General features: G+C 62.2%; 14 protein-coding genes. 8 read left to right on the forward strand and 6 right to left on the reverse strand.

Translation table 11 applies throughout. The features are described 5' to 3' along the window. The first annotated feature begins 221 nt into the window (after positions 1-221). The 4 genes from ACP7EW_RS26705 to ACP7EW_RS26720 all read left to right on the forward strand — a co-directional run bounded on the left by ACP7EW_RS26705 (position 222) and on the right by ACP7EW_RS26720 (position 6,573). The gene (locus ACP7EW_RS26705) at positions 222-2,612 is read left to right on the forward strand and encodes a hybrid sensor histidine kinase/response regulator (RefSeq protein ID WP_426221017.1); all 2,391 of its coding nucleotides are present in this window, start codon (positions 222-224) and stop codon (positions 2,610-2,612) included. Positions 2,613-2,680: 68 nt separating this feature from the next. Then, positions 2,681-4,327 (forward strand): acyl-CoA dehydrogenase family protein, encoded by a 1,647-nt coding sequence (locus tag ACP7EW_RS26710; RefSeq protein ID WP_061434292.1) that lies wholly within the window; start codon positions 2,681-2,683, stop codon positions 4,325-4,327. Between the two features lie 66 nt (positions 4,328-4,393). Further along, positions 4,394-5,866 (forward strand): AMP nucleosidase, encoded by a 1,473-nt coding sequence (gene amn, locus ACP7EW_RS26715; protein ID WP_426221020.1) that lies wholly within the window; start codon positions 4,394-4,396, stop codon positions 5,864-5,866. Positions 5,867-5,937: 71 nt separating this feature from the next. Then, positions 5,938-6,573 carry a pseudouridine synthase gene (locus ACP7EW_RS26720; RefSeq protein ID WP_033896458.1) on the forward strand — a complete coding sequence of 212 codons (636 nt, stop codon included), beginning with the start codon at positions 5,938-5,940 and terminating at the stop codon, positions 6,571-6,573. On the opposite strand, the gene ACP7EW_RS26725 is transcribed toward ACP7EW_RS26720, so the two are convergent. Then, positions 6,568-6,777 carry a DUF2788 domain-containing protein gene (locus ACP7EW_RS26725; protein WP_025999909.1) on the reverse strand — a complete coding sequence of 70 codons (210 nt, stop codon included), beginning with the start codon at positions 6,775-6,777 and terminating at the stop codon, positions 6,568-6,570. The two genes, ACP7EW_RS26720 and ACP7EW_RS26725, sit on opposite strands and share 6 nt — an antisense overlap. Positions 6,778-6,867: 90 nt before the next feature. Continuing rightward, on the reverse strand, positions 6,868-7,347 hold the full coding sequence (locus ACP7EW_RS26730) for an Lrp/AsnC family transcriptional regulator (protein WP_003194418.1): 480 nt from the start codon (positions 7,345-7,347) through the stop codon (positions 6,868-6,870). 397 nt (positions 7,348-7,744) lie between these two features. Here ACP7EW_RS26730 and ACP7EW_RS26735 point away from each other — a divergent pair, with 397 nt between their 5' ends. Beyond that, positions 7,745-8,821, forward strand: a complete 1,077-nt coding sequence (locus ACP7EW_RS26735) for a DUF6515 family protein (protein WP_426221022.1) — start codon at positions 7,745-7,747, stop codon at positions 8,819-8,821. On the opposite strand, the gene ACP7EW_RS26740 is transcribed toward ACP7EW_RS26735, so the two are convergent. Both ACP7EW_RS26740 and ACP7EW_RS26745 read right to left on the reverse strand, forming a co-directional pair. Further along, positions 8,818-9,711, reverse strand: coding sequence for a cation diffusion facilitator family transporter (locus ACP7EW_RS26740; protein ID WP_426221024.1), 894 nt, complete (start codon positions 9,709-9,711; stop codon positions 8,818-8,820). The genes ACP7EW_RS26735 and ACP7EW_RS26740 overlap by 4 nt on opposite strands. Before the next feature lie 15 nt (positions 9,712-9,726). Further along, entirely contained in the window at positions 9,727-10,146 is a 420-nt protein-coding gene (locus tag ACP7EW_RS26745; protein ID WP_010206751.1) for a hypothetical protein, read from the reverse strand. A 110-nt stretch (positions 10,147-10,256) separates the two neighbouring features. On the opposite strand from ACP7EW_RS26745, the gene hrpB reads away from it, so the two are divergent. Further along, on the forward strand, positions 10,257-12,764 hold the full coding sequence (gene hrpB, locus ACP7EW_RS26750) for an ATP-dependent helicase HrpB (RefSeq protein ID WP_426221026.1): 2,508 nt from the start codon (positions 10,257-10,259) through the stop codon (positions 12,762-12,764). Here hrpB and ACP7EW_RS26755 read toward each other — a convergent pair whose 3' ends face one another. After that, positions 12,765-13,853 (reverse strand): endonuclease/exonuclease/phosphatase family protein, encoded by a 1,089-nt coding sequence (locus ACP7EW_RS26755; RefSeq protein WP_426221028.1) that lies wholly within the window; start codon positions 13,851-13,853, stop codon positions 12,765-12,767. 40 nt (positions 13,854-13,893) lie between these two features. Beyond that, a complete protein-coding gene (locus ACP7EW_RS26760) occupies positions 13,894-14,553 on the reverse strand; it encodes a YciC family protein (protein WP_061449402.1) in 660 nt (219 codons plus the stop codon). A 176-nt stretch (positions 14,554-14,729) separates the two neighbouring features. Here ACP7EW_RS26760 and ACP7EW_RS26765 point away from each other — a divergent pair, with 176 nt between their 5' ends. Together ACP7EW_RS26765 and ACP7EW_RS26770 are read left to right on the forward strand one after the other, a co-directional pair. Then, entirely contained in the window at positions 14,730-15,467 is a 738-nt protein-coding gene (locus tag ACP7EW_RS26765) for a DUF2076 domain-containing protein (protein ID WP_426221030.1), read from the forward strand. 117 nt (positions 15,468-15,584) lie between these two features. Further along, a complete protein-coding gene (locus ACP7EW_RS26770; RefSeq protein ID WP_010206743.1) occupies positions 15,585-16,061 on the forward strand; it encodes an NYN domain-containing protein in 477 nt (158 codons plus the stop codon). The last annotated feature ends 23 nt before the right edge of the window (positions 16,062-16,084 follow it).

Genomic DNA, 16,084 nt, shown 5'->3' on the forward strand with positions numbered 1-16,084 from the left:
TTTTGCCGCAGTAGCGACGCTTTTTTGGCGGTTTTACGGTCGGTGAAAATAGCCGAAAGCCGCGTTCTAGAGCCTTTCAAAAAATTATTTCAATGGTGTCTAGTGGCCTTTAGCAGCTATGCTAGAGTGGATCCAAACGACTAACTGTATTGCCGGTGTACGTCTTCTCAAAAGGAATGGGGGGCTTTTTGACATAACCGGACAGGCCACGCTGGGGCTCTATGCGCTATTTGCTGATTTTATTGTTGTGCGGGCTGCCGCTGCTCGCCAACGCCATCGAGTTCAACCAGGACACGCGAAGCCTGCCGTTGGGCCGAGCCATGCAAGTGCTCGAAGACCCGACCGATGCCCTCACCATCGCGGATGTCAGTGCGCCGTCCGCCACCGCGCAGTTCAAACCCCACGATAAAGACACCCTGAATGCCGGTTACTCGCGCTCGGTGTTCTGGCTCAAGGTCAATCTGCAGTACCTGCCCACGAATCCCGAAGCGCAGCGCACCTGGTTGCTGGAGCTAGCGTACCCGCCGCTCGACCATCTGGACCTGTACCTGCCCGACAGCTCTGGCAGTTATCGCCTGGCCGGGCGTACCGGGGATGCGCTGCCGTTTTCCGCCCGTGAGATCCGCCAGAACAACTACCTGTTCAAGGTCGACTTCACGCCGGGCGAGGCAAAAACCCTGTACCTGCGCCTGCAAAGCGAAGGCTCGATCCAGGCGCCGTTGACGCTGTGGTCCAGCACCGCTTACCTGGAGCAACAGCCGCTGCGCCTGTATGTACTGGGCCTGATCTATGGCGTGTTGCTGGGGATGTTGGTCTACAACCTGTTCATCTACCTCAGCGTGCGCGACACCAGCTACCTCTATTACATCTTTTATATCGCCTCGTTTGGCATGTATCAGCTGTCGGTCAACGGTGCGGCGGTGGAGTATTTCTGGCCGAACAATCCCTGGTGGGCTAATGCCGCGACGCCGTTCCTGATCGGCGCGGCGGCGTTGTTCGGCAGCCTGTTTGCGCGCAGCTTTTTGCACACGGCCCAGCACAGTCGTTGGATCAACCGCCTGTTGCTGGCACTGGTGGCCTGCGGCGGTGTGGTGATGCTGCTGTCGTTGATGACCAGCTACGCCCTGGCGCTGCGCCTGGCCACCGGTTTGGCCCTGGTGTTTACCGTGACTATTTTTGTCGCCGCCATCAAGGCCTGGTATTGCGGCCAGCGGGTGGCGCGGTATTTCATCATCGCCTGGTCGGCGTTCTTGCTGGGTGGGGTAGTGAATACGCTGATGGTGCTGGGTTATCTGCCTAACGTATTCCTGACCATGTACGCCAGCCAGATCGGCTCGGCGATTGAAGTGGCGCTGCTGTCCCTGGCCCTGGCCGACCGCATCAATTCCATGCGCGAGCAACAGGCGCAGATCCTGTTCGATGCCAGTCAGAAGCTTGAAGTGCTCAACCAGCAATTGGCGCGCAGCAACCGTCTCAAGGATGAGTTCCTCGCCACCCTGACCCACGAACTGCGCACGCCCATGAACGGCGTGATCGGCTCCCTCGAACTGATGCAGACCGTGCCTCTGGACGCGGATCTGGCGCAATACCATCAAACCGCCACCGGTTCGGCGCGGGACATGATGCGCATGGTCAACGGCATCCTCACCCTCACCGAACTGCAGGCCGGCCGCTTGAGCGCGCAACCCCAGGTATTCAGCCTGCGCGGTACGCTCGACACCTTACGCCAGCAGTTCACCGCCAGCGCCCAAAGCAAAGGCCTGGCGTTCTCCATCGATGTGGCGGACGAGTTGCCGGACCGCGTACTGGGCGACGTCGACAAACTGCTGCAGTGCCTGGATTGCTTGCTGGACAACGCTTTCAAGTTCACCCACGAAGGCGCGGTGCGTCTGCGCGTGGTCGGCGTGCCCCAGAGTGACGGTGGCTTGCGCTTGAGCTTTATCGTGACCGATACCGGTATCGGCTTTGCCTTCCTTGACGAGGCGACCCTGTATCAGCGGTTCTTCCAACTGGATGGTTCCATGACCCGCGAGTACGGCGGCCTGGGTATCGGCCTGGCAATCTGCCGGCAACTGATCGAGCTGCTGGGCGGGCGTCTGACCCATCATTCCGAGCCGCGCAAAGGCAGTCGTTTCCAGCTGGAAGTGGAGGTCAGCCCGCTAGCACCTGAATCCAAGCCTGCGCCGGATAAGCAGCGCGCACCTCAGGAGTGCTCGGTGCTGCTGGTGGACGACAACAGCGTCGGCCAACTGGTGGTGCGCGGCATGTTGCTCAAGCTCGGATACCGGGTGAAAACCGTGGACACCGGCCCGAACGCGTTGGCCGCCTTGCAAGCAGGAGATTTCGATGCGGTATTGTTGGATATTCCTGAAGGTGGTTTCTCGTTGTGCTGTCAGATCCGTGCTCTGCCTGGCTGCGGTGAGCTGCCGGTGATCGCTTTGAGTACGTCGCTGAATGTGTCAGAGCGCGAGCACTGTCATGGTATCGGCCTCTCTGAGCGCCTGGCCAAGCCTGTGCGTTTCGAGGCTTTGCAGGCGGTGTTGGCGCGTCGGTTGTTGTGTCCGGTAGAGGGCGAAAGCGCCGGACATTCGGCGGGTATGCCACTTTTTTAAGCCGTATGACGGTGCTTAACTGAAATTCAGGCCTCAACTGAACGTGGCCTTTTTCCAGGAGGCCCGTCATGAACCTGCATCAGTTTGCCGAAACCCACGACGTCACCAACCAGCCACCGTCCCTGGACGGCACCAACCTGTACCGCATCGATTTACCCCTGCAAGACTGGTCGCGCCGCTTTGGCGCGGGTTGGGCAGAGGCGCGTATCGATGCCTACGGTGCGCTGGCGGGTGGGCCGTTGATGGAGGCCGGGTTCCTGGCGAATCAGAACAAACCGGTGTTCAGCAGCCATGACCGTTATGGTCATCGCATCGACCTGGTGGAGTTTCACCCGGCTTACCACGAACTGATGCGCACCGCCGTCGAACATGGCTTGCCGTCGCTGCCTTGGGCGCATCCGCAGTCCGGCGCCCATGTGGCCCGCGCCGCCATGACCTACCTGCACAGCCAGGCTGAAGCTGGCACCGGTTGCCCGCTGACCATGACCTTCGCCTGTGTCCCGGCCCTGCGCTTGCAACCGGACCTGGCCAAGACCTGGCTGCCGAAAATCCTCAATACCCACTACGACCCGCGCAATGTCGGCATCGCCCACAAGGCGGGCGCCACCATCGGCATGGCCATGACCGAGAAGCAGGGCGGCACCGACGTGCGCGCCAACACCACTCGCGCCTACCCGGTGGGCGTCGGCGGTCCGGGCCAGGCGTATGAACTGGTGGGCCACAAGTGGTTCTGCTCGGCCCCGATGTGCGATGCCTTCCTGACCCTGGCGCAAACTGACAAGGGGCTGACCTGCTTCCTGCTGCCCCGGCACCGCCCGGATGACACGCGCAACGAGTTCTACATCCAGCGCCTGAAAAATAAACTCGGCAACTGCTCCAATGCCTCCAGCGAAGTGGAGTTCCGTGGCGCCCTGGCTTGGATGATCGGTGAAGAAGGGCGTGGCGTGCCGACCATCATCGAGATGGTTGCCATGACCCGCTTCGATTGCATGGTCGGTTCCAGTGCATTGATGCGCCAGGCGCTGACCCAGGCCAGCCATCATTGTGCCCACCGTTCGGTGGGAGGCCGGGTACTCAGTGAGCAGCCCTTGATGCAAAACGTGCTGGCGGACCTGGCGCTGGAAAGCGAATCCGCGCTGGCCCTGAGCATGCGCATGGGCCGCGCATTGGATCATTTGGGCGATGAGCAGGAAGCCAAGTTCGCCAGGCTGGTGACGGCGGTGGGCAAGTATTGGATCTGCAAACGCGCCCCGGCCATGATCAATGAAGCCGCCGAGTGCATGGGCGGTGCCGGGTACGTCGAGGACAGCATCTTGCCGCGCCTGTACCGTGAGGCGCCGGTGAATTCGACGTGGGAAGGTTCCGGCAATGTGCAATGCCTGGACGTGCTGCGCGCCTTGTCGAAAGAGCCGGGCGTGCTGGAAGCGCTGTTTGTCGAGCTGGGGGATGGGCATGGCGACAAGCTACTGGCGCGGCATATCGAGCAATTGAAGTCAGCCTTTATGGACACCCAGGACATCCAATACCGTGCGCGCCAGCTTACGGAAGACATTGCGGTGGCGTTGCAGGCCAAGCTGTTGCTGGAAGCCGGTAATGCCGCGGTCAGCGATGGGTTTATCGCCAGTCGCTTGGGCGAGTCGTCCGGTCGGGTGTATGGCACGTTGCCGCGAGGTGTGGATGTAGCGGCGATTGTCGCCAGGTCCACACCTTGTTGATTGCATTCAAAGTTTGCGTCTGACGGGGATACAGGCAAGATAAAGGCCTGCACGTCAGAACACAGGATGCTTACCGTGACCGAAGCTTTTGTTGTCGTTCAAACCGCCGAAGAAGCCGTGGATCGGCTGGCGGCCCTGCATGAGCGCGCCACGGGCGCGCTCAATCAAGCCCTCAAGCAATATCTGAAGGACCGCGTCGAACCCGACGCCAAGCAACGTGCGCTGTTTCGCTACCCGGAACTGCGCCTGACCTACCACTGCCACGGCGAAGTCCCACAGACCACTCGCGCATATGCCAAGGTTCAGTTGCCGGGAACCTACAGCGTCACCGTCACCCATCCTGCGGCGTTCCGTAAATACCTGCTGGAGCAACTGGTGCCGCTGATGCACGACTTCACCGTGACGGTGGAAGTGGGCGTCAGCCAGCAGAACATCCCGTACCCGTACGTGGTGGAGCAGGGCGATGAGCTGGCCGGCTCCGGCGTGACCGCGGCGACCCTGGCCCGGGTGTTCCCGAGCACCGACCTGTCGGCCGCCACCGATGGCATTGCCGATGGCCTGTACGACTGGGAAAACACTGACCCACTGCCCCTTGCGCTGTTCGATGCGGCGCGCGTGGACTTTTCCCTGCGTCGCCTGGTGCACTACACCGGCAGCGACTGGCGCCATGTGCAGCCGTGGATCCTGCTGACCAACTACCACCGTTATGTCGACCAGTTCATCCTGCATGGCCTGGAGCAACTGCGCAGCGACCCGCGTTTTATCCGCATGGTGTTGCCGGGCAACGTGGTGATCGACAAGAGCATGGACCACGGCGAGGCCTCCGCCATTGCTGCCGGGGTGGTTTGGCATCGCTACCAGATGCCGGCCTATCACTTGCAAGCCACTGACGGCCACGGCGTGACGTTGGTCAACATTGGCGTCGGCCCGTCCAACGCGAAGAACATCACCGATCACCTAGCCGTGCTGCGTCCGCATTGCTGGCTGATGATTGGTCACTGCGGCGGGCTGCGCCAATCCCAGACCATCGGCGACTATGTGCTGGCTCACGCCTACATGCGCCGCGACGGGATTCTCGACCGTGTAGTGCCGCCGAACATCCCGATCCCGGCCCTGGCCGAAGTGCAGATGGCCTTGCAGCAAGCAGCAGCCAACGTGACCGGCGAAAAAGGCGAAGAACTGAAAAAACGCCTGCGCACCGGCACCGTGCTGACCTACGACGACCGCAACTGGGAACTGCGTTGGGCCCAGGAACGGCCGCTGATCAACCTGTCCCGCGCCGTGGCCGTGGACATGGAAAGCGGCACCATCGCCGCCCAGGGTTATCGCTTGCGGGTGCCGTACGGTACGTTGCTGTGTGTTTCGGACAAGCCGCTGCACAGCGAGATCAAGCTGCCGGGTTCGGCCAACGCCTTCTATGAGCGCGCGGTGAGCCAGCACTTGAAGATCGGCATCGAAGCGGTGGATTTGTTGCGCACCGAACTCAATTCGCTGCACTCGCGCAAACTGCGCAGCTTCGACGAGCCGCCGTTCCGCTAAGCGGTTGGGATGGTCATTTAACGGTCAGGCCACTAGCATTGTCGGTCCTGACTGTTAGATGTACCGAAGCCATGTCCCGTCCCACCCGTCCCGATTCGCGCCGCCCTGGCGTGAAACCTCCGTATTCCGCCGCGCGGCGTGTCGCCAAGGCGCCACCGGCCGAGCCGAAATTGATCCTGTTCAATAAACCCTTTGACGTGCTGACCCAGTTCAGCGACGAAGGCGGACGCGCGACGCTCAAAGATTTCATCGACATTCCCGGCATCTACCCGGCGGGCCGTCTGGACCGTGACAGCGAAGGCTTGTTGCTGCTGACCAACGATGGTCAGTTGCAGGCACGGATTGCCGACCCCAAGCACAAGCTGGCGAAAACCTACTGGGTGCAGGTGGAAGGCGAACCGACCGAAGAGCAACTGCAACGCCTGCGCGATGGCGTCGAGCTGAATGATGGCAAAACCTTACCGGCCGAAGCACGGCAGTTGGATGAGCCCGAGTTATGGCCACGCAACCCGCCGGTGCGCTTTCGCAAAAACATACCGACATACTGGCTTGAATTGGTGATTCGCGAGGGGCGTAACCGTCAGGTACGGCGCATGACCGCTGCCGTGGGGTTGCCGACCTTGCGCCTGGTGCGGGTGCGCATTGGCGAGTGGACGATCGACGGCCTGGATCAAGGCCAGTGGAAGGAAGTACCGGCGCGCTTATAAGGCGCCGGACTCGATCAGGCCAATCACCACGCTCTTGATGATGAACGCGGCCACGCCCAGGCCCAACACGAAGAACAGGATAAACGAGCCAAAACGCCCGGCCTTGGACTTCTTCGCCAGGTCCCAGACGATAAAGCCCATGAAAATGATCAGGATGGTGACCAGGCCGGTCATCATCCATTCTTCAAAGAGGGCGGGGTCGATGTTATTCACGGGGTCTTTTCCGACGGAGTAAGCGGCGAGTATAAGGCAGCGTCACAGGGCGGGAATTGACCTGCGTCGGTCAGTCGCACCTCAAGTACGCAGGTGCGTCAGCGGCAACTCTGTGCTGTTGAGCACCTGGTTCAGCACAAAGCTGGAGCGCACGCTGGTCACGCCTTCAATGCGGGTCAGGTGTCCCAGCAGCAGTTTCTGGTAGTGGTCCATGTCCGGCACCACTACTTTCAGCTGATAGTCCGCATCCATCCCGGTGACCAAACTGCATTCCAGCACCTGGGGCAGGGTGCGGATCGCCGCTTCGAAATTCTCGAAACGTTCGGGCGTGTGGCGGTCCATGCCGATCAATACATAGGCGGTCAGGCTCAGGCCGAGCATCTTGCGGTCGAGCAAGGCGACCTGGCGGGCGATGTAACCGTCGTCCTCCAACTGCTTGACCCGGCGCGAGCACGGCGACGGCGACAAGCCGATGCGTTCGGCCAGCTCCTGGTTGGAGATCCGCGCATCACGTTGCAATTCCGCCAAAATACTCAGGTCGTATCGGTCAAGCTTGCTCATTGGGTTGGCCTTTGTCGTAACTATTGCGGTGAATTATCCATGAAGGGTTAAAAATTGCGCAAGCACTGTTTATTGACGCAATCTTCGCAATCATTTGCCGGGCGCTGGCGGGTATCTTTATCAACAGAATCACCGCCTGGACAACAGTCCAAAGCAGCCCGCCCAATCAGGCCCGCTGCGGCCGCCACCCCAGCAGGGTTGAGCCGGCCTCCAGGCTGCACACTGTCCACAAGACGGCGTGAGGTGAGCCAACGTCAAAAGCGTTGAGCCAGGACGAAGTTCTCAAGGGGTGGCCGACGGGTCACCCCTTTTCTTTTGCCTGCTGATAACCTGTCCGAGAACCGGGCCTGGCTTTTCCAGTCTCATGGACAGGCCCTAATCCGCAGTGAGGAATAGCATGAAGCGCATCTGGCGTTTGGCAGGTGTAGGTTTGCTGATGGTCACCGTTGGCGCCCAGGCCGTGGCCGACGAACGGGACAACGGGCCGCGCGGTGAGGGCGGTGGTCAGCATGAAAGAGGGCCGGAGGGCGGACGGCCAGGGGGCGGTAATGAACAGCCGCGTCCGCAGAACAATCAGCCACGGCCGGAAAACAACCAGCCACGCCCGCAGAATCAGCATTTTGATCGCGCAGGCCAGAACGGTGGTGGCCAATGGCAAGGGCGTCCGCAAGGCAATGAGCAGGGGCGGCCAGTGCAGCAGCCACAACCCCAGCCTTCAAATAACTTGCCGATCCAAAGCCGTCCGGACACCGTGCGCCAGACCCAGGAACCACGCCAGGGCTATTACCGCGACATCCCTCGACGCAATGACGGCAACCAGCACTGGGAAGCCGGCGGCCCAGGCTCACGTCCCGGTAACAATGGCGTTGGGTACAACAATGGCAATGGTCATCCCGGCGACAACCGCTGGCCCGGTCGCCCCGACGGCCATGGCAACGGCTGGGGCCCAGGCCCGCAACATCGCCCAGGCTACGTGATCGACCGCTTCCCCGACCGCAATTACCGCGTGCCTTACCGTGGCCAGGATTACTTCTACTCCGGCGGCTATTGGTATCGCCCGCAAGGCCCGCGCTATGTGGTGGTGACGCCGCCCTATGGCATCCGTGTGCATTACTTGCCGGACTACGCGCGTGAAGTGTGGATCGGCAGCGCGCTGTTCTTCCTCGCGGCGGGTTCCTACTACACCTACGAAAGCAGTTCCCAGCAGTACGTGGTGGTGCAACCGCCGGCCGCCGTACCGGCACCGCAGCCCGCGCCGCAAGGCAATGGCTATGACGTGGTGGCGTACCCCGCCAACGGCCAGTCACCGGCCCAGGTGCAGCAGGACGGGTATGACTGTTATCGCTGGGCCGTGCAGCAAAGTGGCTTCGACCCGCAGCAAGTCACCTACGCCCCCGATCCGGCGGTGGTGCAAACCTACCGCCAGGCCCAAGGCAACTGCCTGAGCAGTCGTGGTTATCAGGTGCAGTACTAGGTTTTATTGCCGGTGACCACTTCCCGCGGGTCGGCGTGCACCAGCACTTCGGCACGCGGGTAAGCCTTGTGAATCGCATCGGCGGCCTGGTCGCTGATACCGTGGGCCACTGACAGCGTCAATTCCCCCGGCAACTCCAGGTGCAATTGCACAAACCAGTGGCTGCCGGAAATCCGCGTGCGCAAATCATGCGCGCCCAAGACGCCCGGTACGCCACGGGCCAGTTCCAGCATGTGCTGGCTGACGTCCGGTGGCAGTTCTTCATCCATCAATACCGCAAAGCTTTCACGGGCGATCTGGATGGCGCTCCACAAGATGTAGGCGGCAATGCCCAGTCCGAACCAGGCATCGACCTGATGGTAGCCAAACCCTGCCATCACCAGCGCTACCAAGATGCTGCCGTTGAGCATCAGGTCGGAGCGGTAGTGCAATGAGTCCGCGCGCACGGCATTGGAGCCGGTTTCGCGGATCACCCGGTGTTGCAGCATCAGCAACGCCACGGTCAGCACCAGGGAAAACACGATCACGCCAATGCTCAACCACGGCGCACCCACCGGTTCCGGGTGTTGCAGACGCTGATAGGCCTGGAACGCGATCAACACCGCACTGCCACCGATAAACAGCGCCTGGGCCATGCCCGACAGCGACTCCGCCTTGCCGTGCCCATAACGGTGATCGTCATCGGCCGGGCGCAGGGCGTAATGCACTGCCAGCAAGTTCAGCAGCGAGGTCACGCCGTCCAGCAGCGAGTCGGTCAACCCGGCGAGCATGCTCACCGAGCCGCTGAGCCACCAGGCGATGGCCTTGGTGATGATCAGCGCACAAGCCACGCCCACCGAGGCGCGGGTGGCCAGGCGCAGGAGCCTGGCGTGTTCGGGACTGCTGGTCATAGGCGGCTCGAATCCTTAAGCGGCGGGTTGCAGGCCCAGGCTGGCGAGCTGTTGCACGCTGCCCTTGAACTGGATCATGCGCGGGTCGTCCAGCGGCAGGCTGCGGCCGGTTTCCTTCTGGATGATGCTTTGCAGCTTGGCGTTGTCGACCTTGCCGTCGGCGCCAATGGCTTCGTGGAGTTTCTGCGGATCGACCTGGGCGGTCTTGCCCGGTTCGAAGTAGATAGCGCCGGTGGCGAAGTCCACGCCGAACGCGATCAGGCCAGGGATCACATAGAAAAGCAGGCCCACGGCGTCGAGCACGGCAATGGTCGGGTCGATCTTGCCGTCGATCTGGCCACGGCGGTCCGGATAGAAGATCGAACCGCAGGCCGTCAATTGGCTCAGCAGGGTGACGGCGAGGACACCGCCAATGACACGGGAAGCGATACGCATGGAGACTCTCCTGAACACGGTTGATACGGGACTATATAGCAACGGCCTTGAGACCATCGTCGGCACTCGGCAGTTCGCCGTTATACTCGCCGCTCTGCTTTGGAGCCAGTATGAATTCGTTGCCGATTGATGAAGTTTTACCTGCACTGCGTGACGCCTTGGCGAATCGCCATGCAGCCGTGCTCGAAGCGCCCCCCGGCGCCGGTAAAACCACCCGGGTGCCCTTGGCGTTGTTGAACGAGCCCTGGTTGGCCGGGCAGACCATCCTGATGCTTGAACCCCGCCGTCTCGCAGCCCGTGCGGCGGCCGAACGCCTGGCCAGTGAGTTGGGCGAAAAGGTCGGTGAAACCGTCGGCTATCGTATCCGTCTGGACAGCAAAGTCGGCCCCAATACACGCATCGAAGTGGTCACCGAAGGCATCCTCACGCGCCGCCTGCAGGATGACCCGGCGCTGGATGGCGTGGGTTTGGTGATCTTCGACGAGTTCCACGAACGCAGCCTCGACGCCGACCTGGCGCTGGCCCTGAGCCTCAACGGCCGCGAACTCTTTCGCGACGATCAACCGCTGAAAATCCTGCTGATGTCCGCCACCCTTGAAGGCGAGCGCCTGGCCAGTCTGCTGGACGACGCGCCGATCCTGCGCAGCGAAGGCCGCATGTTCCCGGTGCAGATGCGCTGGGGGCGCCCCTATCAACCCGGTGAGTTCATCGAACCGCGTGTGGTGCAGACTATTCTCGAAGCCCTGCATGACGAAGCCGGCAGCGTGTTGGTGTTCCTGCCGGGGCAGGCGGAGATTCGTCGGGTCAACCAGCAACTGGCCGACGCCCTCGGTGAGCGCACCGATGTGCTGTTGTGCCCACTGCATGGCGAACTGGACCTCAACGCCCAACGCGCCGCCATCGACCCGGCCCCGGCCGACAAACGCAAAGTGGTGCTGGCGACCAACATTGCCGAGACCAGCCTGACCATCAACGGCGTGCGCGTGGTGATCGACGCCGGGTTGGCGCGGGTGCCGCGTTTCGACCCCGGCAGCGGCATGACCCGCCTCGACACTCAACGCATCTCCCGCGCCAGCGCCACCCAGCGCGCCGGCCGGGCAGGGCGCCTGGAGCCGGGCGTGTGTTATCGCCTGTGGTCCGAAGACCAGCACGAAGGCCTGGCCGCTTATGGCAGTGCGGAAATCCTCGCCGCCGACCTGGCCGGCCTGGTCTTGCAACTGGCGCGCTGGGGCGTCACGCCCAATCAACTGGTGTGGCTGGATGTGCCTCCGATCGCCGCGTACGGCCAGGCCCAGGATTTGCTGGTGCGCCTCGGCGCCTTGAATGAAGACAAACTCAGCGCCCATGGGCAGAAGATGGCCGAGCTGCCGGCCCATCCGCGTATCGCCCACCTGCTGCTGCGCGGGCAGGATCTTGGGTTGGCCGCGACGGCCTGCGACGTGGCCGCCTTGCTGGGAGAGCGCGATATCTTGCGCGGTGGCGGTGCGGATTTGCACAGTCGGTTGGCGCTGTTGTCCGGCGAAGAACGCGCACGCGGCACCCAAGGCGGCGTGCAGCGGGCCAAGCAACTGGCGCGACAATATCGTGGTTATTTAAGAGGCCAGGCCACTCAAGCCGTTGCCGACCCCGACCACCCGCGCTGGCTCGGCGCCTTGCTGGCGCTGGCCTACCCGGATCGCGTCGCCCAGCAGCGTCGCCCTGGCGGTGCTGAATATCGCCTGGCCAACGGCCGCGCGGCGCTGTTCGCCGAAGCCGACAGCCTGATGAAACAAGCCTGGCTGGTCATCGCTGACCTGGGCAGCCGCCAGGGCCAGCGTGAAGAGCGCATCTACCTGGCGGCGGATTTTGATCCGGCGCTGTTCGACACGGTGCTGGCCGAGCAAGTGCGCAACGTCGACCAACTCGATTGGGACGAACGCGAAGGCGTCCTGCGCGCCGAACGCCAACGCAAAGTCGGTGAACTGGTGCTCAGCCGCGAACCGCTCACCGGCCTCGACGAGTCCGCACGCAGCCAGGCGCTGGTCAACCTGGTCCGCCGCAAAGGCCTGGAACTGCTGCCGTGGACGCCGGAACTGCGCCAATGGCAGGCCCGCGTCATGTTGCTGCGCCAGCTCGACGCCGGCAAAACCAGCGAATGGCCCGACCTCAGTGACAAGGCGCTACTCGCCAGCCTCGAACACTGGCTGATGCCCTACCTGGGCAAAGTCTCGCGCCTGAGCCATTTCGCCAACCTGGACATCTCAAGCTTCCTGCACAACCTGCTGCCCTGGCCGCTGCCCCAACGTTTGGACGAACTGGCGCCGCAGCATGTGAAAGTGCCGTCGGGTTCGTCGGTGCGTTTGGACTACAGCGAACAGCCGCCGATCCTGGCGGTGCGCTTGCAGGAACTGTTCGGGCTGGCCGACACCCCGCGCATTGCTGGCGGCCGCCAGGTGGTGAAGCTGCATTTGCTGTCCCCGGCGCGGCGGCCGGTGCAGGTCACGCAGGATCTGGCGAACTTCTGGCGCAGTACTTATGCCGAGGTGAAGAAGGATTTGAAGGGGCGGTACCCCAAGCACTATTGGCCGGATGATCCATTGGTGGCCGAGGCGACGGCGCGGATCAAACCGCGCAAGTGACTATTGCGCGGCCGGTAGCAGGAACCGCGCAATCACCGGCAAATGGTTGGAAATACGCAACGTGTCCTCCTGCCGAACCTTGGCTTCCACCCGCTTGATCCTTGGGCTGTAGAACAGATAATCCAGCGTGCGATCCGGCCCGTCCACGCTCGGGTCGTTGGGGAAGTGCGTCAGCCATTGCTCACGGTCAATCCCGCTGGATTGGCTGTTGCTCGGGATCATCGGGTATTTGTCCCACAGCAGATGCAGCTCGCTGTCCGGCGAATACTGCCCGCGCTTGGTGGCGTCCAGGCGTAGGAATTGCCCCAAGGGCAGCAGATTGAAATCCCCGCCGATCAACCAGGGCGTGCCACGGCCTTCGAATTTATCCAGCAGTTTTACGGTGGCCTTGACCTGTTCCAGCACCGCGCTGCGGCCAGGGGCATCGCCGTCCAGGCGGGTGTTGATCACTGCGAGTTGGCCTCCATCGCTCAAGGGCAGGTAAGTCAGGAGCAAAGCCGGCTTCGGTTGGAATTGGCGGCTGAGGATATTGGCCTCGGGCGTCGGCAGTTGCAGGCGTTCGGCGTGTTCGATCTGGTAGCGGCTGAGGGTCGCCAGTTTGCGGCCGACACTGCCGAAGATGTGCAGGTCTGGCACGAAGTCGGCTTTCCAGTCGAAGGCCTGGGCGCTGCACGGGTAGAGGTCGACCAGGCGCTCCTGCAAAAGGGCCAGTTGGTCCTGATAGTGGGAAGGCTTGGCGTTTTCGTCGAGTTCCTGCAGCAGGAGGATGTCGGGTTGTTCATCGCGAATCACCCGCGCCACTTCGTCGAGGCTGGCGGCCATGTCTTCCACGGTGGGGCGGTCGTCGGGGCCGCTGCCGTCGGCGGTGTCGTACCAGAACACGTAGTTCTTGCCGGCCAGGTATTGCACGTTCCAGGTCATGACCTTGAGCGCCTGCCCCGGCAACAGCGTGGGCGCGCGGGGTGCGACGCAGCTCACCGGCAGGGTTTCCTTCGCCTCGGGGCGCCAGGTCATGCTGTAGATCAGGGCGGTGAGCAGGCCTGCGGTGATCAGCAGGCCCAGCAAGGTGATGCGCAATAAACGGGTCATCGGCTCGGCTTATAGCGTTTCAGAGGTGGCACGGAGCATATCACCGCGCGTCGGCATCGCCACCGATCAGCATGAATAAACGGAACAGCACCACGCTGGTAAACAACTGCAGGAAGCTGTGGGCGCTGTCCAGAAACAGCCCCAGCAGCGGCGCGGGCGTTGGATAGGCCGCGACGCTGGCGCCTTTGAGCAACCACAGCGGCGTCATCACGCACAGCAGGCACACCAGGATCAGCCAGAAATGCCCACGGCTCAGGCGGAAGCTTTCCTTCATTGCCTCCAACGCTGGCATGCCGCGCAGCACCAGCAAGTACTCGGCAAACGCCAGCACCACCATCAGCCACAGCCCCGGCAGGAAATACAGCGACAGCCCCAGCAGAATCAGCAGCGTGCTCATGGCCGTCAGCAGAGCGAAGCGCGGCCATAGGGTGAGGGCCATGGCCCACACATCTTTAGTGCTCGGCGACTCGCCACGGGTGCGAGCATCCAGAAACAGGATCAGCGCGCCGGTGTACAGCGGGTACACCAGCAACCCCACCACCACGCTATAGCCGGGAAACGCATCCGGGCCGACGACGTGGTTGAGCACCTGTTGCAACAGGGCTTCGAAAATCACCAACGGCAGACACAGCTGGACGATGGCGCCCAGGTTGCGTTGGGTGAAACGGAAGGAGTCGCGCAGCACGTCTAACGGATTCATCAAGTTCATCGCAGGCCTGAAAGCAAGGGCGACACTTTAACCGATCATCACCGGAGGTAAGCAAACGTAAACCTTGAGTAAAGACCATTGAAACAACTCGTAACACCCCCATAACTAGGACGGCGCCTGATTAAAGGCGAGACCACGATTTCTACCGGCAATCTAACGAGGTCGCCATGAACAGCGAAGAGCAAACCCTGATCGATGGACTGTTTTCACGGTTGCAACAAGCCGAAACGGACTCAGCCCCCCGCGACGCCCAGGCCGAAGCGCGGATCAAGGAGCACATGACGCGCCAACCGGCGGCCGGGTATTACATGACCCAGTCGATTTTGGTGCAGGAACATGCGCTCAAGAGCCTCGACGCGCAGAACAAGCAGCAGGCGCAACAGATCCAGCAATTGCAGGACGAGCTGCAGCGGGCTAAATCCGCGCAGCCTGCTCCGGCGAGCAGCGGTGGTTTCCTGTCGAGCATCTTTGGCGGTGGCGGTTCCCGTGATCAGCAGCCGGCTCAAAGTGCACCGCCGTCTTCCGGTGGCGGCTGGCGCGAACCGGCGCGGCCTGGGTTCAGCCAGCCTGCACCGCAGCAAAATTATCAACAACCTGCTCCGGCCGCTCCGGTGGGCAGCGGCTTTCTCGGCGGCGCGATGAAAACTGCGGCCGGCGTAGCCGGTGGTGTGTTGCTGGCCGAAGGCATCAGCAGCCTGTTCAACCACAGCTCGCAACAGCCGCAAGTCGTGGAAGAAATCATCCGCGAAGAGCCAGCGCCTGCCAGTGACAACGGCAACTGGGGCAACGACGACCAGAAGTACGCCGGCAATGACAGCTGGGGCAGCAACAACTCGGACAGCTTTGCCGACAGCGATTATTCCGACGACTCTTCTTCCTTCGGCGACGACGATTCCTTCGTCTGACCCACCCAGACCGGGGCGACTCGTCGCCCCGGTCTGATTTTTCCCGGAAACCTTCTCGCGGCTGGCATACTGGCACCCTTTCCGGGCCCTGGCGCCTGGCTGTCATGAGGAAGTGCGGTGAAGAAAATTGCAGTGTTCGCCGATGTGCAAAACCTCTATTACACCGTCCGCCAGGCCTATGGTTGCCACTTCAACTACGCCGCGCTGTGGGCTGACATCAGCTCGCGCGGGCAGATCGTCGAGGCGTACGCGTATGCCATCGACCGTGGCGACAGCAAGCAGCAGCAATTCCAGCAGATCCTGCGCAACCTGGGCTTTACGGTAAAACTCAAGCCCTACATCCAGCGCAGCGACGGCTCGGCCAAGGGCGACTGGGACGTGGGCATCACCCTCGACATCATGGACGCCGCCGACCACGTCGACGAAATCGTGCTGGCCTCCGGCGACGGTGATTTCGACATGCTGCTCGACCGGGTTATCCACAAGCATGGCGTCGAAGCCGTGGCTTATGGTGTACCAGGGCTGACGGCCAATTCATTGATACGCGCCGCCAGCCGTTATGTGCCGATCGAAGGCGCGTTGTTGCTCAAATAAATGCCAAGACGGAGTTGGAACAG

This window comes from Pseudomonas sp. DWRC2-2, assembly GCF_049897885.1.
Lineage (GTDB): Bacteria > Pseudomonadota > Gammaproteobacteria > Pseudomonadales > Pseudomonadaceae > Aquipseudomonas > Aquipseudomonas azotoformans_A.